20 protein-coding genes are annotated in these 25814 nt (G+C 75.1%); 7 read left to right on the top strand and 13 right to left on the bottom strand.

The window, feature by feature from the left end:
• Window positions 1–139 precede the first annotated feature (139 nt).
• The 4 genes from ACIP4O_RS04860 to ACIP4O_RS04845 all read right to left on the bottom strand — a co-directional run bounded on the left by ACIP4O_RS04860 (window position 140) and on the right by ACIP4O_RS04845 (window position 4747).
• A complete protein-coding gene (locus ACIP4O_RS04860; RefSeq protein ID WP_401571520.1) occupies window positions 140–1129 on the bottom strand; it encodes a malate dehydrogenase in 990 nt (329 codons plus the stop codon).
• Window positions 1130–1538: 409 nt separating this feature from the next.
• On the bottom strand, window positions 1539–2567 hold the full coding sequence (locus ACIP4O_RS04855) for a helix-turn-helix domain-containing protein (RefSeq protein ID WP_401571518.1): 1029 nt from the start codon (window positions 2565–2567) through the stop codon (window positions 1539–1541).
• 401 nt (window positions 2568–2968) lie between these two features.
• A complete protein-coding gene (locus ACIP4O_RS04850; protein ID WP_401571516.1) occupies window positions 2969–3631 on the bottom strand; it encodes a DUF3017 domain-containing protein in 663 nt (220 codons plus the stop codon).
• Window positions 3632–3892: 261 nt separating this feature from the next.
• The gene (locus ACIP4O_RS04845) at window positions 3893–4747 is read right to left on the bottom strand and encodes a bifunctional methylenetetrahydrofolate dehydrogenase/methenyltetrahydrofolate cyclohydrolase (protein ID WP_401571513.1); all 855 of its coding nucleotides are present in this window, start codon (window positions 4745–4747) and stop codon (window positions 3893–3895) included.
• A 278-nt stretch (window positions 4748–5025) separates the two neighbouring features.
• Between ACIP4O_RS04845 and ACIP4O_RS04840 the strand changes: the two genes are divergently transcribed.
• Window positions 5026–5613 carry a hypothetical protein gene (locus ACIP4O_RS04840; RefSeq protein ID WP_401571510.1) on the top strand — a complete coding sequence of 196 codons (588 nt, stop codon included), beginning with the start codon at window positions 5026–5028 and terminating at the stop codon, window positions 5611–5613.
• 81 nt (window positions 5614–5694) lie between these two features.
• Here the strand turns inward: ACIP4O_RS04840 and purH are convergent, their stop codons facing one another.
• Together purH and purN are read right to left on the bottom strand one after the other, a co-directional pair.
• Window positions 5695–7293 (bottom strand): bifunctional phosphoribosylaminoimidazolecarboxamide formyltransferase/IMP cyclohydrolase, encoded by a 1599-nt coding sequence (purH, locus tag ACIP4O_RS04835; protein ID WP_401571507.1) that lies wholly within the window; start codon window positions 7291–7293, stop codon window positions 5695–5697.
• Complete coding sequence (gene purN / locus ACIP4O_RS04830) at window positions 7290–7946, bottom strand: phosphoribosylglycinamide formyltransferase (protein ID WP_401571504.1); 657 nt, start codon at window positions 7944–7946, stop codon at window positions 7290–7292. Before purN ends, purH begins: the two co-directional genes overlap by 4 nt.
• A gap of 414 nt (window positions 7947–8360) precedes the next feature.
• Between purN and ACIP4O_RS04825 the strand changes: the two genes are divergently transcribed.
• Window positions 8361–9563, top strand: coding sequence for a hypothetical protein (locus ACIP4O_RS04825; protein ID WP_401571501.1), 1203 nt, complete (start codon window positions 8361–8363; stop codon window positions 9561–9563).
• Window positions 9564–9662: 99 nt separating this feature from the next.
• Here the strand turns inward: ACIP4O_RS04825 and ACIP4O_RS04820 are convergent, their stop codons facing one another.
• On the bottom strand, window positions 9663–11471 hold the full coding sequence (locus tag ACIP4O_RS04820; RefSeq protein ID WP_401573825.1) for a DUF6350 family protein: 1809 nt from the start codon (window positions 11469–11471) through the stop codon (window positions 9663–9665).
• 149 nt (window positions 11472–11620) lie between these two features.
• On the opposite strand from ACIP4O_RS04820, the gene ACIP4O_RS04815 reads away from it, so the two are divergent.
• The gene (locus ACIP4O_RS04815; RefSeq protein ID WP_401571499.1) at window positions 11621–12928 is read left to right on the top strand and encodes a helix-turn-helix domain-containing protein; all 1308 of its coding nucleotides are present in this window, start codon (window positions 11621–11623) and stop codon (window positions 12926–12928) included.
• An 11-nt stretch (window positions 12929–12939) separates the two neighbouring features.
• On the opposite strand, the gene ACIP4O_RS04810 is transcribed toward ACIP4O_RS04815, so the two are convergent.
• Entirely contained in the window at window positions 12940–13560 is a 621-nt protein-coding gene (locus tag ACIP4O_RS04810) for a CGNR zinc finger domain-containing protein (RefSeq protein ID WP_401571496.1), read from the bottom strand.
• 140 nt (window positions 13561–13700) lie between these two features.
• Here ACIP4O_RS04810 and ACIP4O_RS04805 point away from each other — a divergent pair, with 140 nt between their 5' ends.
• Both ACIP4O_RS04805 and ACIP4O_RS04800 read left to right on the top strand, forming a co-directional pair.
• The gene (locus tag ACIP4O_RS04805) at window positions 13701–14459 is read left to right on the top strand and encodes a metallophosphoesterase (protein ID WP_401571493.1); all 759 of its coding nucleotides are present in this window, start codon (window positions 13701–13703) and stop codon (window positions 14457–14459) included.
• Entirely contained in the window at window positions 14456–15043 is a 588-nt protein-coding gene (locus tag ACIP4O_RS04800; RefSeq protein ID WP_401571490.1) for a LysE family translocator, read from the top strand. The genes ACIP4O_RS04805 and ACIP4O_RS04800 overlap by 4 nt, the downstream gene beginning before the upstream one ends.
• Before the next feature lie 270 nt (window positions 15044–15313).
• Here ACIP4O_RS04800 and sucD read toward each other — a convergent pair whose 3' ends face one another.
• From sucD to ACIP4O_RS04775, 5 genes are all read right to left on the bottom strand, one after another.
• A complete protein-coding gene (sucD, locus tag ACIP4O_RS04795) occupies window positions 15314–16198 on the bottom strand; it encodes a succinate--CoA ligase subunit alpha (protein WP_361320503.1) in 885 nt (294 codons plus the stop codon).
• Between the two features lie 19 nt (window positions 16199–16217).
• A complete protein-coding gene (gene sucC, locus ACIP4O_RS04790; protein ID WP_401571487.1) occupies window positions 16218–17393 on the bottom strand; it encodes an ADP-forming succinate--CoA ligase subunit beta in 1176 nt (391 codons plus the stop codon).
• A gap of 298 nt (window positions 17394–17691) precedes the next feature.
• A complete protein-coding gene (locus ACIP4O_RS04785) occupies window positions 17692–18903 on the bottom strand; it encodes a VWA domain-containing protein (protein WP_401571484.1) in 1212 nt (403 codons plus the stop codon).
• Window positions 18904–18972: 69 nt separating this feature from the next.
• Window positions 18973–21378 (bottom strand): DUF5682 family protein, encoded by a 2406-nt coding sequence (locus tag ACIP4O_RS04780; protein ID WP_401571481.1) that lies wholly within the window; start codon window positions 21376–21378, stop codon window positions 18973–18975.
• Complete coding sequence (locus ACIP4O_RS04775) at window positions 21375–22583, bottom strand: AAA family ATPase (protein ID WP_401571478.1); 1209 nt, start codon at window positions 22581–22583, stop codon at window positions 21375–21377. The genes ACIP4O_RS04780 and ACIP4O_RS04775 overlap by 4 nt, the downstream gene beginning before the upstream one ends.
• 115 nt (window positions 22584–22698) lie before the next feature.
• Here ACIP4O_RS04775 and ACIP4O_RS04770 point away from each other — a divergent pair, with 115 nt between their 5' ends.
• Window positions 22699–24165 carry an SWIM zinc finger family protein gene (locus ACIP4O_RS04770; RefSeq protein ID WP_401571475.1) on the top strand — a complete coding sequence of 489 codons (1467 nt, stop codon included), beginning with the start codon at window positions 22699–22701 and terminating at the stop codon, window positions 24163–24165.
• A 22-nt stretch (window positions 24166–24187) separates the two neighbouring features.
• On the top strand, window positions 24188–25813 hold the full coding sequence (locus ACIP4O_RS04765) for a DUF5691 domain-containing protein (RefSeq protein WP_401571472.1): 1626 nt from the start codon (window positions 24188–24190) through the stop codon (window positions 25811–25813).
• Window position 25814 lies beyond the last annotated feature (1 nt).

The following is a 25814-nucleotide window of genomic DNA, read 5'->3' as shown; positions in this document are numbered from 1 at the left end:
CCCGTTCCCGTGAGGGCCGCTTCCCGTGAGGGCCGCTTCCCGTGAGGGCCGCTTCCCGTGAGGGCCGCTTCCCGTGAGGGCCGCTTTCCCTGAAGGGCCGCGCGCGGCGCCCGTACGTCCCGCGAGGGACCGGGAGGTCTCAGATGAGGCCGAGCGAGCGGACCGCGTCGCGCTCCTCGCCCAGCTCCTTGACCGAGGCGTCGATGCGGGCGCGCGAGAAGTCGTTGATCTCCAGCCCCTGGACGATGGAGTACTTGCCGTCCTTCACCGTGACCGGGAAGGAGGAGATGAGGCCCTCGGGGACGCCGTAGGAGCCGTCCGAGGGGATGCCCATGGAGGCCCAGTCGCCCTCGTCGGTGCCGTTGACCCACGTGTACACGTGGTCGATGGCGGCGTTGGCGGCCGAGGCGGCGGAGGAGGCGCCGCGCGCCTCGATGATGGCGGCACCGCGCTTGGCCACGGTCGGGATGAAGTCCTCGGCGAGCCACTTCTCGTCGCCCACGACCTCGGCGGCGTTCTTGCCGTTGATCTCCGCGTGGAAGATGTCGGGGTACTGCGTCGCGGAGTGGTTGCCCCAGATGGTCAGGCGCTTGATGTCGGCGACGGTGACACCGGCCTTCTTCGCGAGCTGGGTCAGGGCGCGGTTGTGGTCGAGGCGGGTCATCGCGGTGAAGCGCTCGGCCGGTACGTCCGGGGCGGCGGCCTGGGCGATGAGGGCATTGGTGTTCGCCGGGTTCCCCACGACGAGGACCTTGATGTCGTCGGCGGCGTGGTCGTTGATCGCCTTGCCCTGCGGCTTGAAGATGCCGCCGTTGGCCTCCAGGAGGTCGCCGCGCTCCATGCCCTTGGTGCGGGGGCGGGCGCCGACGAGGAGGGCGACGTTGGCGCCGTCGAAGGCGACGTTCGGGTCGTCGCTGATCTCGATGCCCTTGAGCAGCGGGAACGCGCTGTCGTCGAGCTCCATCGCGGTGCCCTCGGCGGCCTTGAGGGCCGGGGTGATCTCCAGAAGTCGCAGGTTCACCGGGACGTCCGGGCCCAGGAGCTGGCCGGAGGCGATGCGGAAGAGCAGCGCGTAGCCGATCTGGCCGGCCGCGCCGGTGACGGTGACATTCACGGGAGTGCGGGTCATGACGATCTCCATCAGACGACTGGCGGTGGGGTTCCCTGCCCCAAGGGGTGGATCTGGGACCCGACGCCGGATGATCGATCTCTTGGCGTCAAGAGAGATCCGCCGCTCAGGCTATCGCGCCGGTGGGGGGCGCGACCGCAGGGCGGGTGTGGCGGGGCCCACAGCCGCGCGGGCCCGCTCACGGCGAAGGCCGCCGAGCGGCAAGGTGCTGCGGCGGCCTTCGCCGGGAGGGGGATTCTCCCGTGGGGGGTATGACCGCGTCTTCCCGGAGTCCGGCGGGGTATGCGCGGTCAGCGGAGAATTTCTCCGGGGCCGCTCCCCCACTCCTCGTGCGCGCCGACGATCCGAGCGCAGGGGCGACCGGTCATCGGCCCGGCGGAGAACCGTCGGCGGCCCCTCGCCCCGGCGCTCAGTCCGCCCCCGCGCAGCCTCTCGTCCCCGCGCCGACCTCGGCGCAGGCCCGCGTCCGGCCCGGCCCCGCGACGGGGAGCATCCGTGTATAGGCGTCGCCCGTGTCCGCGACCGTGACCCGCTGGGTGCGCCCGCCCGCCCTGGCCGTCACCGTGTCCCCCGGGCCCGCCCGCGTGATCCGCGCCCACGCGGCACCGCACACCTCGCTGTACCGCACCTCGATGAGCCGCGTGCCGACGGCGGCGCGGTCCGTCGTCCGGGCCAGCTCACCGCTGCACCCCATCGCCTCCGGGTCCTCGCCCGCACAGTCCGCGCCCGCGCACCGCACCCCCTCGGGCAGTTCGGCGGCCCGTACCGAGGGCGAACTCCTGGGTGCGGCGCGCTGGTTCGTGTCGTCGCGGTCGAGCAGTCGCGGGACGAAGACGATCGCGGCGAGCACGAGAAGCGCGCCCGTCACCCCGGCGAGGAACAGCGTCGCGCGCCGCCGCCCGCGCGAGGGCGAGGCCCCGGACGGCCGCCCCGGCGGCCGGGCGCCGGGTGGCGCGGCCCCGTCCCGCGCCGGTTCGCGCTCGCCCACCGGCGGCCCGCCCCGTAACGGCTCCCCCCGCACGTCGCGCTCCGGCTCCTCGCGGACCGGTCCCGGGTTCCGTCCCGGGTACGTGGCCGTCGCCGCGCGGGCCGGGGCGGGCCGCTCGCCGAGCGCCGCGCGCGCCTGCGAGACGCGCACGGCCTCCATCGTCAGGTCGTGGCGCGACTCGGCGCGGCTCCAGGCGCGTTCGGCCAGCTCCCACATCGTCGTCAGGTGGTGCGGTTGGGCGCCCGTCACCTCGGCGAGCGCGATGACCGCGCCCTTGGGCGCGAGCAGCCTGCCGCCGAGATACCGCTCCCAGGATGTCTTGCTGTAGCCCGTACGGTCCGCGAGCGCCGCGACGCTGAGCCCGGCGCGGTCCACGAGTCGGCGCAACTGCCCGGTGAACTCGCGGATCTGCGGATCGAGCCCTTCGGGCAGCGCCTTCCAACGCGGCATCGTCTCCCCCTCTTTCCCCCTGTGCCTGCTCTCCCCCGGCCCGCGAGCCGGCCCCGCCCGCCCGGACCGGCCCTGCCGGGCCCCGTCCTGGCCTACCCACGAGAACGCTCCCGCCAAGAGCGACAGTTCCACCGAAGGGGGGCGCACGGGAGCATTCGGAACGGGAGGACGCACCGTCGCACGCCGGGCATCGACACGTCCACTCAATCAGGCGGCAACAGGACGCGAAGGGTGAAGGCGGCGAAATGCGCGGAGCGTGTCAGTGAACGCACCATTCCGGGCATCATTCGCGCACAAGTGATCGCAGGGGTCCCAGGGTTCACGAGGGGTCGTACGAGGCGGCCGTCGCGCGGGGGCCGTCGTGCGGGGGCCGTCGTGCGGGGGCCGTCGTGCGGGGGCCGTCAGTCGACGGTGAAGTGGAGGATCTCGTCGAGGAAGGGGATCACGAGCCAGGGCTTCGGCTGGACCATGAGCGCGAGGAAGAAGACGACCAGGCCGAGCACCCCGTAGGTGAGCGTGTCCGTGAAGCGCGAGCGCACGGCGAGCATCCCCACCGCGCTCACGGTCCAGCGCAGCACCGCGCCGAGCAGCAGCGCGAGCCCCACGAGCAGCGTGCCGACCCGGAAGAAACCGAGCCCGGTGACGAGGAGTCCCAGGCCCGTGGTCGCGAGGACGCTGATGATCGGCCACTGCCGCGCGGGCGCGGGGGCGTCGGCGGGGGCCGCGCGCCCGCCGCCCTCGGGGCGGGCGGTGTCCCGCGTGATCCCGCTGACCTCGCGGGTGGTCCGCATCGGCTGCCCGTCGGGCCCGGGCGCGCTGACCACCTCGGTCACCACGGGGGCCTCCTCGTCGTCCGCGGCCTCGCCCGCCGCCTCCGGCGCCTCGGGCACGGTCACGGCGGTGGCCCCGTGCGCCTCGCGCTTCGGCTGCCGCCCACCCTCGGGACGCGCGGCCCCACCGCCGTCAGTACGGTCCGTGCGCTCCGGGTGGTCCGTGCGTTCCGTGCGGTCCGGGTGGTCCGTGGCGGACGCGGGGGTGCGGCTCTCGTTCGGCTCTCCGGCCACGGGTGGTGCCTTTCGTCGGCGGGCGGCGATCAGGATGAGGCGGGGTGACGGTCAGGGACTGTCGGGGACGATCAGGAGCGGTCGGGGACGGCCCGGAGCCGCCCGGAGCGGCCAAGGTCGGTACGGGCGGACGCGGGGCGGTACGCGGGTGGGGGCGCGATCCGCCACGTACCCCGGTACGGAGCGCCCACCCGGCGAGGCGCGACCGCCCCCGTACCGCCGGTGACGCGCCCCCGCCCCTCGCGACCCGCGGAACTCCGCTCAGACAGCGGCGCGTTCGGCCGCCTCGACGACGTTGACGAGGAGCTGGGCGCGGGTCATCGGGCCGACGCCGCCCGGGTTGGGCGAGAGCCAGCCCGCGATCTCGGCGACGCCGGGATGCACGTCGCCGACGATCTTGCCGTTCTCGTCGCGCGAGACGCCGACGTCGAGCACCGCGGCGCCGGGCTTGACGTCCTCGGGCTTGATGAGGTGCGGCACCCCGGCGGCGGCCACGATGATGTCGGCGCGGCGCAGGTGGGCCGAGAGGTCGCGGGTGCCGGTGTGGCACTGCGTGACGGTCGCGTTCTCGGAGCGGCGCGTGAGCAGCAGCGGCATCGGGCGGCCGATCGTGACGCCGCGGCCCACGACGACGACCTCGGCGCCGTTCAGCTCGACGCCGTGCTGCCGCAGGAGGCGCACGATGCCGTACGGGGTGCAGGGCAGCGGGGCCGGCTCGTTGAGGACGAGGCGGCCGAGGTTCATCGGGTGGAGGCCGTCGGCGTCCTTGTCCGGGTCCATGAGTTCGAGGACGCGGTTCTCGTCGATGCCCTTGGGGAGCGGGAGCTGCACGATGTAACCGGTGCACGCGGGGTCGGCGTTGAGCTCGCGGACGACGTCCTCGATCTCCTCCTGCGTGGCGCTCGCGGGCAGTTCGCGCTGGATCGAGGCGATGCCGACCTGTGCGCAGTCGCGGTGCTTGCCCGCCACGTACTTCTGGCTCCCCGGGTCCTCGCCGACGAGGAGGGTGCCGAGCCCGGGCACGAGGCCGCGCTCGCGCAGCACCGCGACCCGCTCCTTCAGCTCGGACTTGATCTGTGCCGCGGTGGCCTTGCCGTCGAGAATCTGCGCGCTCATACCGCACATCTTCGCCGATGCGGGGGGTGCGGAACGAATCCGGGTGCCGGTACGGGCCCGGGGCCCCTGACGAGCCGTGCCACGAGCCCCCGTACCGGCGCGACGGCAAGGGTCCGCGCGTCTCACTTGGGCAACGCCCTTCGTCAACACCTGGACACTTCGCGTCCCCCACACGAAGGATGGTTCCCCTACGCGCGGGCTGTGCCGGGGGATCACGACGCGCTCGTTCCTCCGTCCACGGTGCGCACCGTCCCCAACGGTCCCCACGGAGGAACCCGATGAGTCACGGCGACCCGAACAACCCGTACGGCCCGCCCGGCGGCCAGCCGCCCGGCAACCCGCAGGGAGACCTGCCCGGTTACCCGCAGCAGCCCGGCTACGGCTACCCGCAGGCCCCGCCCGTCGACCCCAACGCGCCGTACGGCTACGGATACGGGTACGGCGGTCCGGGCTACCCGGCGCAGATGCCGGGCGGCGTGAAGGCGGCGCGGGTCATGCTGTGGGTCATCGTCGGGCTGTGCCTGATAGGCACCGTCCTCTACAGCCTGGGCGCGGCTGCCTCCAACGACGACGACTTCAGCGGCTTCGAGTCCTCGCTCAGCGACTCGCAGAACGCCGGTATCGCCTGGGGCATCGCCGTCTTCTCCCTCGTCTGGGCGATCGGCGCCGCCGTCCTGGCCCTCCAGGTGCGCGGTGGCGGCAACGGGGTCAGGATCACCACGCTCGTCTTCGCCATCGTGACGGCGGTGCTGGGCCTCTTCCCGTTCGTGTTCGTCGGCATCCCGCACCTGGTCCTGGGCATCCTGGTGGCCGTCTTCGTCGGCAAGTCCGACGGCGCCGCCTGGTTCAACAGGCCACGCGGCTGAACGGATCGCGGCGCACCGAGCCGAGGGCCCCCGCTGACGCGCAGGCACGCGCGCCGACGAGGGCCCTCCGGTCGTCCGGCCTCAGTGGAAGAAGTGTCGCGTCCCCGTGAAGTACATCGTCACGCCGGCCTTCTTCGCGGCCTCGACGACGAGTTCGTCGCGTACCGAACCGCCCGGCTGGACGACCGCGCGGACCCCGGCGGCCGTCAGGACCTCCAGGCCGTCGGGGAAGGGGAAGAAGGCGTCGGAGGCGGCGAAGGAACCGGCCGCGCGCTCCTCGCCCGCGCGCTCGACGGCGAGCTTCGCGGAGTCGACGCGGTTGACCTGGCCCATGCCGACGCCGACCGAGGCGCCGTCCTTGGCGAGCAGGATGGCGTTGGACTTGACGGCCCGGCAGGCCTTCCAGGCGAACTCCAGCTCGCGCAGCCCCGCCGCGTCGAGCGCCTCACCCGTCGCGAGCGTCCAGTTGGCCGGGTCGTCGCCCTCGGCCTGGAGCCGGTCGGTGACCTGGACGAGCGCGCCGCCGTCGATCTGCTTCGTCTCGGTGCGCGAGGCGGGGGCGCCGGGCGCGACGAGGATGCGGATGTTCTTCTTCTTCGCGAGGAGTTCGACGGCGCCGTCCTCGTACGCCGGGGCGACGATGACCTCGGTGAAGATCTCGGCGACCTGCGCGGCCATCTCCCGGCTCACGGGCCGGTTGACGGCGATGACGCCGCCGAAGGCCGAGAGCGGGTCGCACGCGTGCGCCCTGCGGTGCGCCTCGGCGACGTCCGCGCCGATCGCGATGCCGCACGGGTTCGCGTGCTTGATGATCGCGACGCACGGCTCGGCGTGGTCGTACGCGGCACGGCGCGCGGCGTCCGTGTCCGTGTAGTTGTTGTACGACATCTCCTTGCCGTGCAGCTGCTCGGCCTGCGCGAGCCCGCCCGTGCCGTCCACGTAGAGCGCGGCGCCCTGGTGCGGGTTCTCGCCGTAGCGCAGCACGTGGGAGCGGGTGTAGGTGGCGCCCGTGAAGTCGGGGAAGCCGCTGTCGTCGGCGGCGGCGTAGTCGTCGGCGAACCAGGAGGCCACCGCGACGTCGTACGCGGCGGTGTGCTGGAAGGCCTCGGCGGCCAGGCGCTTGCGGGTACGGAGGTCGAAGCCGCCCTCGCGCGCGGCGGCGAGCACGTCCCCGTACCGCTCCGGGCTCGTCACGATCGCGACGGAGGGGTGGTTCTTGGCGGCGGCGCGGACCATCGAGGGGCCGCCGATGTCGATCTGCTCGACGCACTCGTCCGGCGTCGCGCCCGAGGCGACCGTCTCGCGGAAGGGGTAGAGGTTGACGATCACGAGGTCGAAGGGCTCGACGCCCAGCTCGTCGAGCTGCGCGCGGTGCGCGTCCAGGCGCAGGTCGGCGAGGATGCCCGCGTGGACCTTGGGGTGGAGGGTCTTGACGCGGCCGTCGAGACACTCGGGGAAGCCGGTCAGCTCCTCGACCTTGGTGACGGGGACCCCGGCGGCGGCGATCTTCCCGGCGGTGGAGCCGGTCGAGACGAGCTGGACGCCGGCCTCGTGCAGTCCGCGTGCGAGGTCTTCGAGGCCGGTCTTGTCGTAGACGCTGACGAGCGCGCGGCGCAGCGGGCGGCGGCCCGCCTCGGCGGTGTCGGTGTCGGTGTGGGTGGTCGTGGACTCGGTCGTCACGGAACCAGTACCTTTCGTCCCTCGATGCGGTAGCCGTGGCGGGCCAGGCGCCCCACGACCTCGACGAGCAGTGCGCGCTCGACGTCCTTGATACGTGCGTGGAGGGCGGCCTCGCCCTCCGGCGAATCGTCCTCGCGGATCTCGACCACGCCCTGGGCGATGATCGGTCCGGTGTCGACGCCGTCGTCGACGAAGTGGACGGTGCAGCCCGTGACCTTCGCCCCGTAGGCGAGGGCGTCCCTGACGCCGTGGGCGCCGGGGAAACTGGGCAGCAGTGCGGGGTGGGTGTTGACGAAGCGCCCGCCGAAACGGTCCAGGAACTCCTTGCCGACGATCTTCATGAAACCGGCCGAGACCACGAGGTCCGGGGCGTGCGCGGCGGTGGCCTCGGCGAGCGCGAGATCCCAGGCGGCCCGGTCCGGGTGGTCCTTGACGCGGCACACGAAGGTGGGGATACCGGCGGCGCGGGCCCGCTCCAGGCCCGTGATGCCCTCACGGTCGGCGCCCACGGCGACGACGCGTGCCCCGTAGCGCTCCGGACCCCGCTCCTCGATGGTGTCGAGGAGAGCTTGGAGGTTGCTGCCGGTGCCGGAGACGAGGACGACGAGGCGCTTGACGCCGGGGGCGTGGTCGGGGGGCGGTGCGGAGGCCACGAGCGGCCCTTTCTGGACGGGGGCGGTACGGCGCCGGGGCGCGGGACCGCGGTGTTTCGCGGGGCGGGCGGCAGGCGGCGGGGACCGGGAACGCCACCACGGTGTGACGCGACTCACCCCGGCGGGCCGTACGCGTCCGCCCCTTTGTGGCTTCGCACGAAGGTGGCGCGTCACGCGATACGGGGAACTCTACGAAGCCGCCGACCGTCAGCAACGATACCGGCCCCCGTTCGGGCACTCGGACGGCCCCGAGGGCTCCCGGGGGCAGGGCCAGCCCCGAAGGGGCGGCGAGCGGCAGGTAGCGTCAAGGGTGTCCGCGCGGGCGCCCGCCGCCCGCCCACCGCCGCCTTTCGTCAGTCCAGGCCGCCCGCACCCGCCCGTGACGGCCGCACAGCAAGGGGAAGACGCCTCCTGATGCCGGACCGATCCGCCCGCCCCCGCCTCCGCACCGTCGCCCCCGCGGGCGCCGCCGCCGGAGCCCCGCTCGGCGTGCTCCCCACCACCTCCTTCCGCCCCGGCGACGAAGGCCGCGAGAGCGCGGGGTGGCCGCTGTTCGCGCTGCGGGAGGGGGGCGATTCCTCGGGGGCGGAGGGTTCCGGTACGGGGTCCGCCGGTACGGGCTCTTCCGGGACGGGGCCCTCCGGTGCGGGCTCTTCCGGGACGGGCTCTTCCGGTACGGAGTCCGCCGGTACGGGCTCTTCCGGTGCGGGTTCGGCGCCCGGCTCCGGTGAGCGGGAGGCGCCCGGCACCCGGGGCGGGCCCGAGGCGCAGGGCGAGCCGGACAATCCCTTCGCCGCCCCGCCCGCCGACCGGCCGGACCAGCCCTGGCGCCCGCGCGCTCCCGAGGGCGGCGGTACGCGCTGGAGCGGCCGGCAGCCGGAGCCGTGGCGCGGCGGCGGCTGGGGCAACCGTCCGGACACCCCGCCGCAGGGCGGCCAGGGACCGGAGGGGCAGGGGCCGGAGGGGCAGGGATCTCAGGGCCGGGGGCAGCGGGGACCTTGGCAGGGACCTGGTCAGGGTGGGCCGCGGCAGGGGCCCGGCCAAGGCCCCGGCCAGGGTCCGGGCAACGGCAAGGGCGACGGTGGTCCGGGCGGCCCGTTCCCCCGTATCCCCCGCTGGGACCCCACCGACCCGGTGCAGCGGCACGCCCGTTACGCGCTGATGGCCGGGACCTGGGGTCTCGTCCTCGGACTCTTCCTCGGCTGGACCTATCTCGCCCTGCTCCTCGGCGCCCTCGGCCTCTACTGGGGCATCTCGGCGCTGCGCGGCCGGGCCCGCACCCCGCAGGAGTCGGAGGCGGCGCTGCGCGCGGTCGCGAAGGGCAAGGACCCGGAGGAGGCCGCCACGAGGGCGCGCGAGGAGGCGGCGAAGCACCCGTCCCCGGCGCCCCCCACGCCGTACGGCCGCCCCGTCACCCGGACCCGCCCCCAGGTCCCCTCGGCGGTCACGGGCATCGTGACCTCGGCCCTGAGCATCATGGCGGTCGCCAGCGTCTTCGTCTTCCACGGCGTCTACAGCGACTACTTCACCTGCGTCGACGACGCGGCCACCCACCAGTCCCGCGACGCCTGCGAGAACCTCCTCCCGAAGGAACTCCGCCCGCTCCTGGCCGAGTAGCCCGGGGAGGGGGGCGAGGCGGACCGGCCGTCAGGAAACCGGCGCTCGGGGCGATTCGGAGGGGGGCGGGGCCACCGGATACCTACCCCGCACCCCTCACTACTTTCCCCCGTCCTCCGCACGTCCCTCCCCCGCGTCACCCTCCCCACGCGCCGCCCCCGGGTCCGCCTCCGCCAGAAGCGTCTCGATCTCCTCGGCGATCCCGTCCTCCGCGCCCTCCCCGCCGCTCGCGCCTTCCCGGGCCTTCGCTCCTTCCCCGGCCTCGACGTCCGCCGCGTCCGCCGCGTCCACCCCGGGCTCCCCGCCCGCCCCCGGCGTCGCAGCCACCTCGGCCACCCCGGACGCGTCCGCCCCCTCGCTGGCACCGTCCGCCCCACCGGCGCCCGAGGCCGCCGGCTCCTGCTCGACCGCCACCACCTCAGCAGGCACCACCGCCTCGGCCCCGCCCACCGCCTCGGCCGCCCCCGTCTCGCGGTCGCGCCGCGGCAGCCACCAGCGGCCGGGCGGGGACACGAGCCCGGGGACCTCCCGCGAGGACGCGGCCGGCCCGGCCGCCGGTACGGGCGGCGCACCGTCCGCCGCCGGCTCCGGCACCGTCCCCCGCAGCCGCCACGCCCGCAGCCCGAGCGCCGCCGGGACGCCCAGGAAGGCCGTCCAGACGAAGGTGGCCGCCCCCGCGAGCCAGCCCACCGGGCCGAAGTCCCGCAGCGGGCCCGTGCCGAGCGCGCCCGCCGAGGCCGTGGCGAGTGCTCCCACGACGAGGCCCGCCAGGAGGGCCGCGCAGGCCGCCGTCAGGGCTGTCGTGCCACGCGACCACACCGCGGACTCGTCCACCTCCCCGGGCCGTACGGGCGCGGCGACGCGACCCACCAGGAGACCCCCGAGGAGCGCGGCGGCAGGCGGCAGCACGAGCACCGTCCACGTCGAGGGCGCCGGGTCGCCGTTCGCCGGGAGGGCGGCGAGGAGCGGGAAGGGCGGCAGCCCGGCGAGCGGCGCCGCTCCGGAGAGCGCCACGAAGTGCCCCGTACCCACGAGGAAACCGGTGCCGAGCGCGTAGGAGGCCGCCCACAGGACCGCGTTGGGGACGAGGGTGACGGCGAGGAGGAGTACGGCGGCGAGGCCCGACCAGTCGTCGGTGACGCGGTCGAAGGCGGCGCGCACGGCGTCCGCATGGCTGCTCAGGGTCGTCACGAGGAGCAGCGCGCCGCCGGCGACGAGGCCGAGCACGGCGGCGGTCGCGGCCCGCAGGACCGTCGTCAGGACCTCCCGCCGCGCCCCGAGCCGCACCGAGAGCGCGGGCAGCGGGTCGGGCCGCCCGTGCGCCGCCCACACGCCCGAGGCGACCGCGACGGCGACGAGCGGCGGTACGTGGAGCAGCGCGCTCAGCGGTTCGGGCGCCGGGTCGCCGCCCCGCGCGTAGAGGAGCGCGGCGGCCGCGACGAGGAGGTAGCCGGCGCACACACCGGCCACGGCGGCCCCGCGTCCGCCGAGCCACCCCCTGGCCCGTACCGGCAGGAGCGCGCCCCGCTCCTCCGGTTCGGCCGCCTCGCGCGCCGCGCGGTGCAGGAGCCACAGCGGCAGGAGCGGCAGCAGGAGGGGGACGAGGCCGAGCGGGACGGACTCGCCGGTGACGAGGCTGGAGCGGGCGAGCGTCGCGCCGTGCCCGAGGAACCACAGCGAGGCGGCGAGCCGCAGCGCGCCGCCGGGACCGCTGTCGGGGAACGGCGAACTGACCCACAGCACCATGACGAGGACCGCGAGCGCGCCGAGTCCGAGCCCGGCGGCGAAGGCCCCGCCGAGGAGCGAGGCGATGAAGGCGGGCAGCCGTCTGCCGAGGCGGGCGGCGACGGGCGGGGCGGCGGGGGTGCCCTGGGGCGGGGACGTGGCGGCCCCGGGCGGATCGGTCATCTCGGTCACCGGGCCATGCTCCCAATGACCCAGTCGATACCCGCGCAAGAAGCGCGTACCGGAGGTGTCGCCCAATATACGACTATGCGATCTTACGTACGGAGCGACGCCCCGTGCCGTCAGGGAACCCCTCACCACGGGGGTGCGCGATGATCCCCGGCCCGTCCGCCCACCACGGCGAACGCGGTTCCGACGTGGCGTCGGAGCCGGTGACCCACGCCCTGCCACCCGCCACCGACCGGCGCCTGCTGCGCGAGCGCGCGGGCCTGACCCGCGCTCAGGCGGCGACACGGCTCGGCGTGAGCCCGCAGACGCTGCGCGCCTGGGAACGGGGCCGCACCCGCCCGCACGGCAGACGGCTGGCGGCATACGCGGGACTGCTCACCGAACTGGCGGCCGGGCTCACGGCGGAGGGCGGGGCGGGAGGTACGGGCGAGGAGGCGGGGCGTACGGAGGAGGCGTCGGCGCGTACCGGGGAGGGGACGCCTGCCGGCGAGGAGCCGACGCGGACCGGGGAGGCGCCCCGTACCGACGAGGAGACGGCACGTCAATCCACCGGCGAGGAGGCGGCACGTCCCCCAGGCATCCCCCGCCCCGTCGAGGCGCCCCCCGTGATCCCCGATATCGCGCACGCCCTGCCCGCCGCCGGGCCGCTCCCGCTCCCCGGCCCCCCGGAAGCGGCCTTCGCCGCGCTCTACGCGCGGGCCGCGCCCGGCCTGCTGCGTCAGGCGTACCTCCTGACGAGCCGCCCGCACGTGGCGCTCGTCGCCGTGCTGAGCGGTTTCCGGCAGGCGTGGGAGCGCTGGCCGGAGGTGGCGGGCGATCCGGACCCGGAGGGGTGGGTGCGGGCGGTGGTGCACGAATCGGCGCTGTCGCCCTGGCGCGGGTTCGGTGGCCGGGGGCGCAGGGCGGCGCCCGCCGACGCGGGGCAGGCGGCGCTCGCGGAGGCGCTGCTGCGCCTGCGCCCGCCGCACCGCAGGGTGGTGCTGCTTCACGAGGGGGTGGGGCTCGACCTGCCCGAGACGGCGGCGGAGGTGGAGGCGAGCACCCCGGCAGCGGCGCGCCGCCTGCTGCACGCCCGCGAGGCCCTGACCGCCCACCTTCCCGAACTCGTTGACGAACCGGAGCAGTTGACGGCCCGCCTGCGCGCCTTCCTCGCGGAGGGCGAGGTCCCGGGACGCCCCACGCCCCCCTCCGCCGAAACGGCACTCGCCGACGTCCGTCTCGCGGGCCGCGCCCGCACCGGCGCGGCGCTGACCCTCGCAGGCCTCCTCGCCGCGACGACGCTCTACGCCGTCGCCACCACGGACAGCACCCCACCCCCGCCCCCCGCGACCGAGGTGGACGGCACCCTCACCCCGGCCCAGGGCCCCCCGCACCCGCCCACCGCACAGGACCGGCCCCCCGCGAAGGGCCCGGGAACGGGCCCGGGGCGGCTCTTCCCCCTGGGCGGCTGAGCGGGGGCCCCTCAGCCCGCGCCCTCCGTCCCGTCGCGCTCACCCCGGTGCCTCCGGTAATGGCGGGCAGCGCGGGCCCGGTTGCCGCAGGAGGGCTTGCACCACTCCTGCCTGCCGTGCCGCCGCACGAAGTACCGCACACAGCGGGGTGCCGTACAGGCGCGCAGACGCGCGAAGTCGGGCGCCGCGAGGAAGTCGAGCGCGGCGCGGGCGAGGGAGGCGGGGAGCGTGTCCGTCCGGGGGTCCGGCTCCAGGCGTACGGCGGGGGCCGCGCCCTTTGGCCAGTCGAGCACCTGGCGCAGGGGGACCCTCGCGGCGGTGGCGTTGAGCAGGGCCAGCGCCTCGTCGGCGGGCTGGAGGCGGTCGGCGTCGGCCGAGCTGACGGGGCCGGGCCGGACGCCCCGCGCGAACAGCGCCCGTACCGCGCCCCGCAGCGCCCTGACCTCGCCCCGCAGCGCCTCCGACGCCTCCCACCTCGGCGCGCCCGGCAGGAGCGGTGCGGCCTCGTCGAGCCACGCCCGGAGCCCGTCGAGCGTGTCCAGGTCGTCGGCGACCCCGCCGTCGCCGTCGTGGCGAATCGTGCTGGCGAGGGAGAGCGCGGCCCAGCGGGGTTCCTCCGGTTGCTCGGTCATCCCTCCATCATGCGGGCGCGCTTGACCGCTCATCCGGAGACCCCCTACGTTTCCTCACGCCAAAAGAAATATTAACCGTTAGAACGTTCGGGGCGCGACGTCCATCGCGGCGCCGCCGCCCGCGAGCCGGAGGGGGACCCATGCTTCTCGCACACCTGAGTGACCTGCACCTCGACGGAACGGAGCACGCCGCCGCCCGCGCCCGTGCCGCCCTGGACCGGGTCCGCGCGGCGGGGGACGCCGTGGACGCGCTCCTCGTCACCGGCGACCTCGCGGACCACGGCGCCGAGAGCGAGTACGAGGAGGTGGCCGCGCTCCTCGCCGGGCTGCCCTTCCCCGTACTGACCTGCCCCGGCAACCACGACGAGCGCCGCGCCTACCGCAAGGTGCTGCGGGACGGGGCGACGGGGGACGGGCCGGTCGACGAGCTGCACGTCCTGCGGCGGGACGGCGCGCCCGCGCTCGCCGTCCTCATGTGCGACTCCAGCATTCCCGGTGCGAGCGCGGGCGCGCTGAGCCCCGAGACGTCGGCCTGGATCGAGTCGAGCCTGACCGCGCTGCCGGACGAGGTCCCCGCCGTCCTCGCCTTCCACCACCCCCCGGCCCGTCTGCACCACCCGCTCCCCGACCGCCTCCGCCTCACCCGCCCCGAGGACCTCGCGGACCTGCTCGCCCGTCACCCCCGCGTCCTCGCCCTCCTGACGGGCCACGCGCACACCGCCGCGGCGACGAGCTTCGCGGGCGTCGCGCTCCGCTCGGCCCCGGCCGTCACGTACACCCTGCGCCTGCCCTGGGAGGGCGAGGGCCACGCCGACGACACCCAGCCGCCCGGCCTCGCCTACCACGTACTCGCCCCGGGCGAGCGGCACTTGACGACCCACTTCCGCGTCGCGGCGTGAGCACCCCGGCCGCGCTCGCCGGTTTCGCGCTCGCGGTCCTGCCCTTCGTCGTCACCCCCGGCGCGAGCCTGGCGCTCGTGACGCGAAACCCCGGCCGCGTGGTCCCCGTCGTCCTCGGCACGGTGAGCGGCCTGTACGCGCACGCGGCGCTCGTCACGGCGGGCCTCGCCACGCTGCTCACCGCCCACCCGGGCCCGCTGCTGGCGCTGCGTCTGGCGGGGGCGGGGTATCTCGCGTTCCTGGGGGTGCGGTTGTGGCGTGTGGGGGAGGGCGGGGCGCGGGATCGCAGGGGCTCGGTCCGGGCCGGGTGGCGGCTCGGCCTCGGGGCGCTGATCGCCAACGTCCTGAACCCGAAGGCGCTCTCGCTCTACCTCGTGCTGCTCCCCCGCTTCGTCGATCCCCACGGACGGGTGAGCGCGCGCGTACTGGCGCTGACGACCCTGCACGCGGCCCTGCTCACCGCGTGGCTGCTCGGCTGGGCCGGGCTCGCGCGGCGGGGGTCCCGGCGGGCGGCGGGGCGCGGAACGCGGCGCGGGCTCGCGGTCGTGCTCGTGGGGGCGGGGGTGTGGAGTGTGGTGGCGTGAAGGGGGCGGCGGGCGGGGAGCCGGTCCGGTGCCACCGGGCGCGCGGGTTCCGTGCGGCGGGCGCCTGTCCCACCCCGTAGGCGAAACGCCCGTCCCGGGCCCCGTAGGCGAAACGCCCGTCCCGGGCCCCGTACGCGAAACGCCCGCCGTCCTCGCGGAAGCCCGTACGGGAAACGCCCGCGCCCCGTCCCCCACACGCGAAGCGCATCGCGGTGCGGGGACGGGGCGCGGGCGGAACGAGCGGGCGCTCCCTCGGGGCCTCGGGGGGTGTCAGCCGTTGAGGATGGCGCGGGCGAGCTTGGCGGTCTCGGTCGGGGTCTTGCCGACCTTGACACCGGCGGCCTCCAGGGCCTCCTTCTTCGCCTGGGCGGTGCCGGAGGAGCCGGAGACGATGGCGCCGGCGTGGCCCATCGTCTTGCCCTCGGGCGCGGTGAAGCCCGCGACGTAGCCGACGACCGGCTTGGTGACGTTGGCCTTGATGTAGTCGGCCGCACGCTCCTCGGCGTCGCCGCCGATCTCGCCGATCATGACGATGAGGTCGGTCTCCGGGTCGGCCTCGAAGGCCGCCAGGGCGTCGATGTGCGTGGTGCCGATGACCGGGTCGCCACCGATGCCGACGGCGGAGGTGAAGCCGATGTCGCGCAGCTCGTACATCATCTGGTACGTCAGCGTGCCGGACTTCGAGACCAGGCCGATGCGGCCCGGCTTCGTGATGTCGCCCGGGATGATGCCGGCGTTCGACTGGCCGGGCGTGATGAGGCCGGGGCAGTTCGGGCCGATGATGCGGGTCTTGTTGCCCTTGCTCTGCGCGTACGCCCAGAAGGCGGCCGAGTCGTGCACGGCGATGCCCTCGGTGATGACGACGGCGAGGCCGATCTCGGCGTCGATCGCCTCGATGACGGCGGCCTTCGCGAAGGCCGGCGGCACGAAGATGACGCTGACGTCGGCGCCGGTCTCCTTGATCGCCTCGGCGACGGAGCCGAAGACGGGGACGGACGTGCCGTCGAAGTCGACGCTCTGGCCGGCCTTGCGCGGGTTCACGCCGCCGACGATGTTGGTGCCGTCGCCGAGCATGAGGCGGGTGTGCTTCATGCCGGTGGCGCCGGTCATCCCCTGGACGATGACCTTGCTTTCCTTGGTCAGGAAAATAGCCATGGTGTGGTGACCCGTTCCCTTACTTCGCAGCCGCGAGCTCGGCGGCCTTGTCGGCCGCGCCGTCCATGGTGTCCACGCGCTGCACGAGCGGGTGGTTGGCGTCCGACAGGATCTTGCGACCCAGCTCCGCGTTGTTGCCGTCGAGACGGACGACCAGCGGCTTGCTGACGTTCTCGCCCTTCGACTTGAGCAGTTCGAGGGCCTGCACGATGCCGTTGGCGACCTCGTCGCAGGCGGTGATGCCGCCGAAGACGTTGACGAAGACCGACTTGACGTCGGGGTCGCCGAGGATGATCTCCAGGCCGTTCGCCATGACCTCGGCCGAGGCGCCGCCGCCGATGTCGAGGAAGTTGGCGGGCTTCACGCCGCCGTGGTTCTCACCGGCGTACGCGACGACGTCGAGGGTGCTCATGACGAGACCCGCGCCGTTGCCGATGATGCCGACCTCGCCGTCGAGCTTCACGTAGTTGAGGTTCTTCGCCTTGGCGGCGGCCTCCAGCGGGTTCGCGGCGGCCTTGTCCTCCAGCGCCTCGTGCTCCGGCTGGCGGAAGTCGGCGTTCTCGTCGAGCGAGACCTTGCCGTCGAGCGCGATGATCTTGCCGTCACCGGACTTGATCAGCGGGTTGACCTCGACGAGGAGGGCGTCCTCCTTGACGAAGACGGTCCACAGCTTCTGGAGCGCCTCGGCGATGCCGTCCTTGACGTCCTCGGGGAAGTTCGCGGCGTCGACGATCTCGCGCGCCTTCTCGGGGGTCACACCCTCGTTGGCGTCGACGGCGATCTTCGCGAGCGCCTCGGGCTTCGTCGCGGCGACCTCCTCGATCTCCATGCCGCCCTCGACGGAGGCCATGGCGAGGAAGGTGCGGTTGGTGCGGTCCAGGAGGAAGGAGACGTAGTACTCCTCCACGATGTCCGCGGTCTGGGCCAGCATCACCTTGTGGACCGTGTGGCCCTTGATGTCCATGCCGAGGATCTGACCGGCCTTCTCGACCGCGTCGGCCGGGTCGGAGGCGAGCTTCACGCCACCGGCCTTGCCACGGCCACCCACCTTGACCTGCGCCTTGACGACGGCCTTGCCGCCCAGTCGCTCCGTCGCCTCGCGCGCCGCCTCAGGCGTGTCGATGACTTCACCGGCCAGCACCGGTACACCGTGCTTGGCGAAGAGGTCCCTCGCCTGGTACTCGAACAGGTCCACGCGCGTCCGTCCCTACTCCGTGATCTTGCCGCTGTGCGGTCTGTCAATCCGTGGGCGTGCCGCGACAGGGCGGCGTGACAGCTGGCCTTCGTCACTGAGAGAAGCGCACACGTCGTTGTTCCGGGTACGCGGCATGTCCGCCTGCCAGGCTATCGCCGTCCCGCCGTGGTCTCTAAATCGCGAGGTACGGGCGCAGCGGTGATACCTGTCACAGCGTGCCCCCCGCACTGGCACGGGGTGCCGCCCCCGCGGGGGCTCTGAGCTGGGGTTTTACGGGCTCCCCGCACCGCCGTTCCGCTCAGCGCGGGCCCTGCCCGGAGGGGGTCGTCTCGGGGTCCGGGACCGGCAGGGGGCGCTTCTCGATGGCGGCGGCCATGATCTCCGGGAAGAGGTCGGGGGTGCAGGCGAAGGCGGGGGCTCCGAGGGCCGCGAGGGCCGCCGCGTGCTCGTGGTCGTAGGCGGGGGCGCCCTCGTCGGAGAGCGCGAGCAGCGTCACGAACTGCACACCCGCCGCCTTCATCGCCGCGACCCGCTTCAGCATCTCGTCCTTGATGCCGCCCTCGTAGAGGTCGCTGATGAGCACCACGACCGTCTCGCTGGGCCGGGTGATCTTCGACTGGCAGTACGCGAGCGCCCTGTTGATGTCCGTACCGCCGCCGAGCCGCGTCCCGAAGAGGACGTCCACGGGGTCGTCGAGCTGGTCGGTGAGGTCGACGACGGACGTGTCGAAGACGACGAGGCGGGTGGCGAGCGAGCGCATCGAGGCGAGCACCGCGCCGAAAACGGAGGCGTAGACGACGGAGGCGGCCATCGAGCCCGACTGGTCGATGCAGAGCACGACGTCCTTCTTGACGCCGCGTGCGGCCCGCCCGTACCCGATGAGCTTCTCGGGCACGACGGTGCGGTACTCGGGCAGGTAGTTCTTCAGGTTCGCCGCGATCGTGCGGTTCCAGTCGATGTCCTGGTGCCGGGGGCGGCTCACGCGGGCGCCGCGGTCGAGCGCGCCCGTGACGGTCTGCCGGGTCTTCGCCGCGAGCTTCTTCTCCAGCCCCTCGACGACCTTGCGGACGACGGCCCGCGCGGTCTCCTTCGTCGTCTCGGGCATCGCCTTGTTGAGCGAGAGCAGGGTGCCGACGAGGTGCACGTCCGCCTCGACCGCCTCCAGCATCTCCGGCTCCAGCAACAGCGCGGAGAGCCCGAGCCGTTCGATCGCGTCCCGCTGCATCACCTGGACGACGGAGGTCGGGAAGTACGTACGGATGTCGCCCAGCCAGCGCGCCACGTCAGGTGCCGAACCGCCGAGCCCGCCCTGCCGCCGCCCGCCCCGCGCCTGCCCGTCCGCGCCGTCCCGTCCCCCGTAGAGCGCGGCGAGCGCCTTGTCCATCGCGAGGTCACGCCCGCTCAGCGAGGCCCCCGTGCCCTCCGCGCCCCGGTCCCCGCCGAGCACGAGGCGCCAGCGCCGCAAGCGCTCCCCCTCGGGAAGGACCTCGCCCACCTCATGGCCCGTCATGCCTTCCGCCCCTTCTCCGTCTCCGTGTCCCGCACCGTCACGCCCGTCCCTCCGTGCCCGCGCCGCTCCTCACGCCGCCCGCCCCAGCAGCCGCAGCACGACGGGGACGACGGCCGCCGCACGCGCCTCGTCGAGCCCCGTCCCGAAGCCCGGCACCGTCCCACTCGCCACGGACCCGCCGCCGTCCCGCGCCCCGCCGCCGGGACCGCGCCCGCGCCCCACCAGCTCGCCGAGCGAGCGGCGCACGGCCGGCTCGTACGCGGAGAACGTGCGCCGCAGCAGCGGCAGCACATCGGTGAACGCGGACGAAGGCACCCGTACGAGCCACTCGTCCACGAGGGCGAGCAGCCGTTCGTCGTGCACGAGCAGCAGCCCGCCGCCCGGCGCCCCGCCGCCGACGAAACCGTCGATCCACGCGGCCGCCTCGGCCGGGGCCGTCCCCGGCGAGAGCGCGAGGCCCATGACCCGCGCCGCCTCCTCGCGCTCCCACTCCCCCACGTCGAGCAACAGCCGCGCGCACCGCCCGCGCACCACGCCCGCCGCCGAGTCCCGCCCGGCGATCCGGCGGAGCACCCCGTACCACCGCTGCCGCAGACCGGCGTGCGGGACGGGCCCTGCCGGAGCCCCCGTTCCCGGGGCGTCCTTCGCCGCCGGCTGCCCCGCCTCCAGCGAGTCCGCCAGCAGCCCCACCGCCCCGTGCACGGCGTCCAGTTGCTTCCGCACCGCCTTGGCGCCCTCCTCGTCCAGGCCCGCGCAGGCGGGCGGGAGGCCGACGAAGACGCGTTCGGCGAGGCCCGCCGCGACCTCGGTGAGCGCGCCCGTGTCGGTGCCGCGCACGTCCCCGTAGCGGAGTGTGCGCACGAGTGCCGGGAGCGCTTCGGCCAGGCGCGCCACGTCCGTGTCGAGCGCGGCGAGGTCCGCGAGCGCGCGCATGACGTGCGGGAGCGACTCGCTCAGCGCGGCGGGCAGGCACGCCTCGACGAGCGCGGTGATCTCGCCGAGCCGCTTCGCCTCCGCCGCACGCGCGCTCGCGCGTGCCTCGGCGGCGCCGAGGACCGTCGTGCCCCAGATGCCCGCCTCGGCGACCCGCACCGCGAGTTCGGGGTCCCAGCGCAGCGTCCACGTCTCGCGGAAGGTCCCCGTGCTGCCGTGCGAGGCGGCCGGGACGCCCCAGTCGACGCCGAGCAGGCGCAGCCGGTGCAGGAGGGCGCTGCGGGCGACGTCGTTGTCCTTGCGCAGGTCGAGTTCGAGGGTGCGCTCCAGCGCCTCGGGCTTGAGGCGCAGGCCGCGCTGGAGGCGGGTCAGGTCGCGCTGGAGCGGCATCGCGGGCGCGCTGTCGGGGACTTCGCCGAGCACGTCGCCGACGACGAGCCGGTCGTGCACGAGCGCGAGCGGCACGTCGGAGCCCTCGCACATGACGGAGCGCACGGCGTCCATCGTCTCGCCGAGCCCCGCGAGCGGGCGCCCGCGCATGACGGCGAGCGTCTCGGCGAGCCGTACCGCCTCGATGACGTGCGCCGAGGAGACGTGCTTGTCCTCCTCGCGCAACAGCCCCGCGACCTTCGTGAGCCACCGCTCGACGGGCCGGTCGGGCGCGGCGAAGAGGTGCCCGTACCAGCCGGGCGACTCGATTCCCGCGCCGTAACCGCTCGCCCGCGCGAGCCTGCGGTGCGTCCACGGCACCCACGTCAGCGCGGTCTTCGCCTTGGGCAGCCCGCGCAGCGCCGCGCGGTCGGTGGCGAGCGGGACGCGCGTGGCGAGGGCGGGTACGTGCCAGGCGCCGCACACGACGGCGACCGCCTGCGGCCCGTATTCCTTCTCGGCGGCGCGCAGGCACAGCCGCATGTGCGCCTCGCGCACCGCGTCCCGCGGGTGCCCGCCGTCCGCGTACCGCTCGCGCAGTGCCGTCATCGCCTCCGCGAGGGCCGCGAAGGCTCCGAAGGGGTACGCCTCGTCCCCGTCGAAGGGGCCGCCCCGGTGCTCGACGACGTCCTCCCACCACCGCTCCGGGTCGTCGTACCCCGCGGTCTCGGCGAGTACCGCGACGGGGTCGATCCGTACGGCGGCCGGGCCCGCGTCCTCGTCCGTGCCGCCGTCCGCCGCGTCCTCCCGTACCTCCCCCTCCTCCCCCTCCCCCTCCCGCATCGCGAGGCTGTTCGCCGCCGGGAGGTCGATGAAGCGGACGGGGACCTCGTGGTCGGCGGCCCAGCGCAGGGCCGTCCACTCGGGCGAGAAGGCGGCGAAGGGCCAGAAAGCCGAGCGCGCGGGCTCGTCGACGACGTGGGCGAGCAGCGCGACGGGCGGGCGCAGGCCCGGATCGGCGGCGAGCGGGGCGAGCGCGTCGGCCTCGGGCGGGCCCTCGATCAGGACGACGGCGGGAGGCGCCGCGTCGAGCGCGGCCCGCACCGCGCGGGCGGAGCCGGGACCGTGGTGCCGCACACCGAGGAGCAGCGGCGCGGCCTGAGCGCGGCTCATGCGCTCACCTCGCGGCAGGCCCGGTAGAAGTCCTGCCACCCCTCGCGCTCGCGGACGACGGCCTCCAGGTACTCGCGCCACACGACGCGGTCGGCCGCCGGGTCCCGTACGACCGCGCCGAGGATGCCGGCGGCGACATCCGAGGGGCGCAGCACCCCGTCCCCGAAGTGCGCGGCGAGGGCGAGGCCACCGGTGACGACGGAGATCGCCTCGGCCGTGGAGAGCGTGCCGCTGGGCGTCTTGACCTTCGTGCGGCCGTCCGCCGTGATCCCGTCGCGCAGCTCGCGGAAGACCGTGACGACGCGCCGGATCTCCTCGGCGCCCGCCGGGACCTCGGGGAGTTCGAGGGAGCGGCCGAGCTGGTCGACGCGGCGCGAGACGATGTCGACCTCGGCCTCGACGCTCTCGGGGAGCGGCAGGACGACCGTGTTGAAACGGCGGCGGAGCGCGCTGGAGAGGTCGTTGACGCCCCGGTCGCGGTCGTTCGCGGTGGCGATGAGGTTGAACCCGCCCACGGCCTGCGTCTCGGTGCCCAACTCCGGGATGGGCAGGGTCTTCTCCGAGAGGATCGTAATAAGCGTGTCCTGCACGTCGGCCGGGATGCGGGTCAGCTCCTCGACGCGCGCGGTCATGCCCTCGGACATGGCGCGCATGACGGGGCTCGGCACGAGGGCGTCGCGGCTGGGGCCGTGCGCGAGGAGCTGGGCGTAGTTCCACCCGTACCGGATGGCCTCCTCGGAGGTGCCCGCCGTGCCCTGCACGAGGAGGGTCGAATCGCCGCTGACGGCGGCGGCGAGGTGCTCGGAGACCCACGTCTTGGCGGTCCCGGGCACGCCGAGCAGGAGGAGGGCGCGGTCGGTCGCGAGCGTCGTGACGGCGACCTCGACGATGCGGCGCGGGCCCACGTACTTGGGCGTGATGACGGTGCCGTCGGGCAGCGTGCCACCGAGGAGGTAGGTCGCGACGGCCCACGGCGAGAGGCGCCAGCGGGCCGGGCGCGGGCGGTCGTCCTGGGCCGCGAGCGCGGCGAGTTCGTCCGCGAAGGCGTCCTCGGCGTGCGGGCGCAGGGCCTCGGGCGCGTCGGCCGGCGGGTCCTGCGCGGTGGTGTCCGCGGTGCCGGTTGCGGTGGTGTCCGCAGTGCCGGTCGTGGTGGTCTGCGCGGTGTCCGGGCGCTCTTCGGCGCTCCGCTGTGCGGGCAGGGTCATGGAGCCGATTCCCCCTTCGGTTCGGATGCGTGTTCCACCCTGCACCACCCCACTGACAATCGCCCTGACCTGCGGTGATGACGGATTGTCAGTGGTGCGTCCTACGTTGGGCGGCATGACTTCGCAGGGGGTTCGCTGGACGGCGGAACAGGTGCTCTCGCTGGCACCGGACGCGCCGTCGCGCAAGGCGGGAAGCAAGCTCGGCACGGCGGGACCGTGGTCGGGGACGGGGACGACCGAGGAGGGAGTGGTCTGGGGGCTGTGCGCGGGCAGCGGCAGCAAGCCGTACCAGGCGCTGGCCGATGTCTCGGGCCCGGCGTACGCGTGCTCGTGCCCGAGCCGCAAGTTCCCGTGCAAGCACGTGCTCGGGCTGCTGCTGCTCTGGTCGGCCGGGCCTGAGGCGGTGCCGCGGGGGGAGCCGCCGGAGTGGGCCGGGCAGTGGCTGGAGAAGCGGCGCGAGCGGGCGGCGAAGAGCACGGGAACGGCGTCCGGCACCGCCTCCGCCGAGAAGGCGGACCCGGAGGCCGCGCGGAAACGCGCGGAACGGCGGGCCGAGCGGGTCACGGCCGGGGCGCGCGAGCTGGAGCAACGCCTCGCCGACCTGCTGCGCGGCGGGCTCGCCTCCGCCGAACGGGCCGGGTACGGGATGTGGGAGGAGACCGCCGCACGCATGGTCGACGCGCAGGCCAAGGGCCTCGCCACGCGCGTCCGCGAACTCGGCGCGATACCGGGCTCCGGGGCGGGCTGGCCCGTACGGCTCCTGGAGGAGAGCGCGCTGCTCCACCTGCTCGTGCGGAGCTGGGCGCACCGCGAGGCGCTGCCCGCGCCGCTCGCCGCGACGGTCGCGCGCCGCCTCGGCCTCCCCGAGACCGTGCCCCCGCCCGAGGGCGCGCGCGATCTGTGGCTCGTCCTCGCCCAGTACGACACGCAGGAAGGCACCCTGACGACGCGCCGGATCTGGCTCCACGGCACGCGCACGGGGCGCACCGCGCTGCTCCTCTCGTACGGGGCCGCCGGTTCGGCGCCCGAGGTGAGCCTGCCCGTGGGCCTCGGCCTGGACGCGGAGTTGCGCCCCCACCCGGCGCGACCGCGCGCGACGCTCGGCGAGCGCTTCGGCCCCCCGGTGCCGGTCGCGGAACGGCCGCCCGGGATCTCCGTCGCGCAGGCGGCCGAGCGGTACGGGGCGCTGCTCGTCGAGGACCCGTGGCTCGACACCTGGCCCGTCACGCTCGACGGCGTGATACCCGTGCGCGGCCCGGACGGCTGGCAGCTCGCCGAGCCGTCGACCGGGACCGCGCTCCCCCTCCCCCGCTCCTTCACCAGCACCTCGGGCCTGTGGCGCCTCCTGGCCGCCTCGGGCGGACGCCCCCTGCGCGTCTTCGGCGAGTGCGGACACCGAGGCTTCCACCCTCTGGCGGCCTGGGAGCCCGACGGCGCCGAGCACGCGGACGGCGCGGAGCACGCGGACGGGGCGGAGCACGCGGACGGTCCCGAGCACGTGGCCGGTCCCGAGCACGTGGCCGGTACGGGCCGGGCCAGCGCTCACCCACGGACACCCGCCCCGCCCCTCGCCCTGCGCTGAACTCCCCCGACCTGGAGACCTCATGAGCGTCACCGACACCTCCCCTTCTTCCGACCCGTCCCCCCGGTCCGCCGAGTCCGGCCCCGGCTGGGAGGAACTGGTCACGACGGCCCTCCTCGGCACCGACCGGCGGCCCTTCGCGGGCGCGGGCGGCGCGAACGGTCCCGGCGCGCTGCTCGACGAGGCGGCGCTGCGCACCGTACGGCGCCGGGCGGGCCTGCTGCCCGCCGCCGCCGCGCCCCTGCCGGCACCCGTGGCGGCCGAGGCGCGGCCGCCGCTCCCCGAGGCGGCGCGGCAGCGGCTCGGGCAACTGCTCAGCGCGCGCGGGGACCAGCGCGGCAGCGCCCCGGACCTGACCGAGCTGCTCCCGCAGTGGCTGGAGCGCGCGAACGCGCACGGCTTCGCGTCCCCGCCGGAGCACCTCCCCGCACTGCTCGACGCGGCCAGGGGCCGTACCGACCTGCGCCCCGCCGTGCTCGCCTTCGCCGGGGTCCGGGGGCGGTGGCTCGCCGAGCAGAACCGCGAGTGGTCCTTCGTACGCCGTACGGTCATGGCGCCCCCCGCGCACGGGGCGGCGGCGAGCGCTCCCGGGGACGATGAACGGCTGTGGGGCGAAGGCCTGTTCGCCGAGCGGGTCGCCCTGCTCGCCCGGGTGCGCGAGGGCGAGCCCGCGCGGGCGCTCGCGCTGCTCGGCACGACGTGGGCCAAGGAGCGGGCCGAGGACCGGCTGCTCTTCCTCGACTGCCTGCGGCCCGGGCTCTCGCAGGCCGACGAGCCGTTCCTCGAAGCCGCGCTCGACGACCGCAGCCGCAATGTCCGCGCGCTGGCCGCCGAACTCCTCTCCTCCCTCACCGGTTCCGCGCTCGCCGCGCGCATGGCGGAGCGGGCCCGCGCCTGCGTGCGGCCCGCCGCGGACACGTCGCTCACGATCGAGACGCCGCGCGCGTGCGATGCCGCGATGGAGCACGACGGCGTCGTCGCGAAGCCGCCCGCGGGGCGCGGGGAGCGCGCCTGGTGGTTCGGGCAGGTCGTCGAGGCCGCGCCGCTCGCGGTGTGGCCGGAGCACTTCGGCGGCGCCTCCCCCGCGGAACTCGTCGCGCGGCCCGTCGCGGAAGGCTGGCGCGAGGAGTTGCACGCCGCCTGGTGCCGGGCCGCCGTGCGGCAGGGGGACGCGGAGTGGTCGCGGGCGCTGCTCGGTTCGCCGGTCGGCGGGGAGCAGGGCGCGACGGCGCTCGCGGAGCGGGCCAGGCTGCTCGCCGCGCTGCCCGCCGGGGAACGGGCGGCGTGGGTGGCCGGTTTCCTCGCCGCCAACGGGCTGGCGGAGGCGTTCCAACTCCTCAGCGGCTGCGCGACACCGTGGCCGGCCGAGCTGGGCCGTGCGGTCGTGGACGCGCTGAACATCGCACGCGACGCGGGCAGTTACCCGTGGAGCTTCAGCGGCGTCATGGGCCTGGCCGAACGCTGTCTCGATCCGGCGGAGGCCCCCCACCTGGAGAAACTCATCGGCTCCTTCGAGGAGAACGAGGACGGCAAACCCGTCGCGGGCCTGTACTGGACCGACGTCTTCCACCGCCTCCTCGCCACCCTGCGCCTGCGCGCGCGGATGCGCGCCGAACTGGACGGCGAGTCGCTGACGGACACCCCGTAGC

The organism is Streptomyces sp. NPDC088923 (genome assembly GCF_044749745.1).
Lineage (GTDB): Bacteria > Actinomycetota > Actinomycetes > Streptomycetales > Streptomycetaceae > Streptomyces.
The sequence above is the reverse complement of the archived record's forward strand: the minus strand, read 5'-3'. Positions and strand labels throughout refer to the sequence as shown.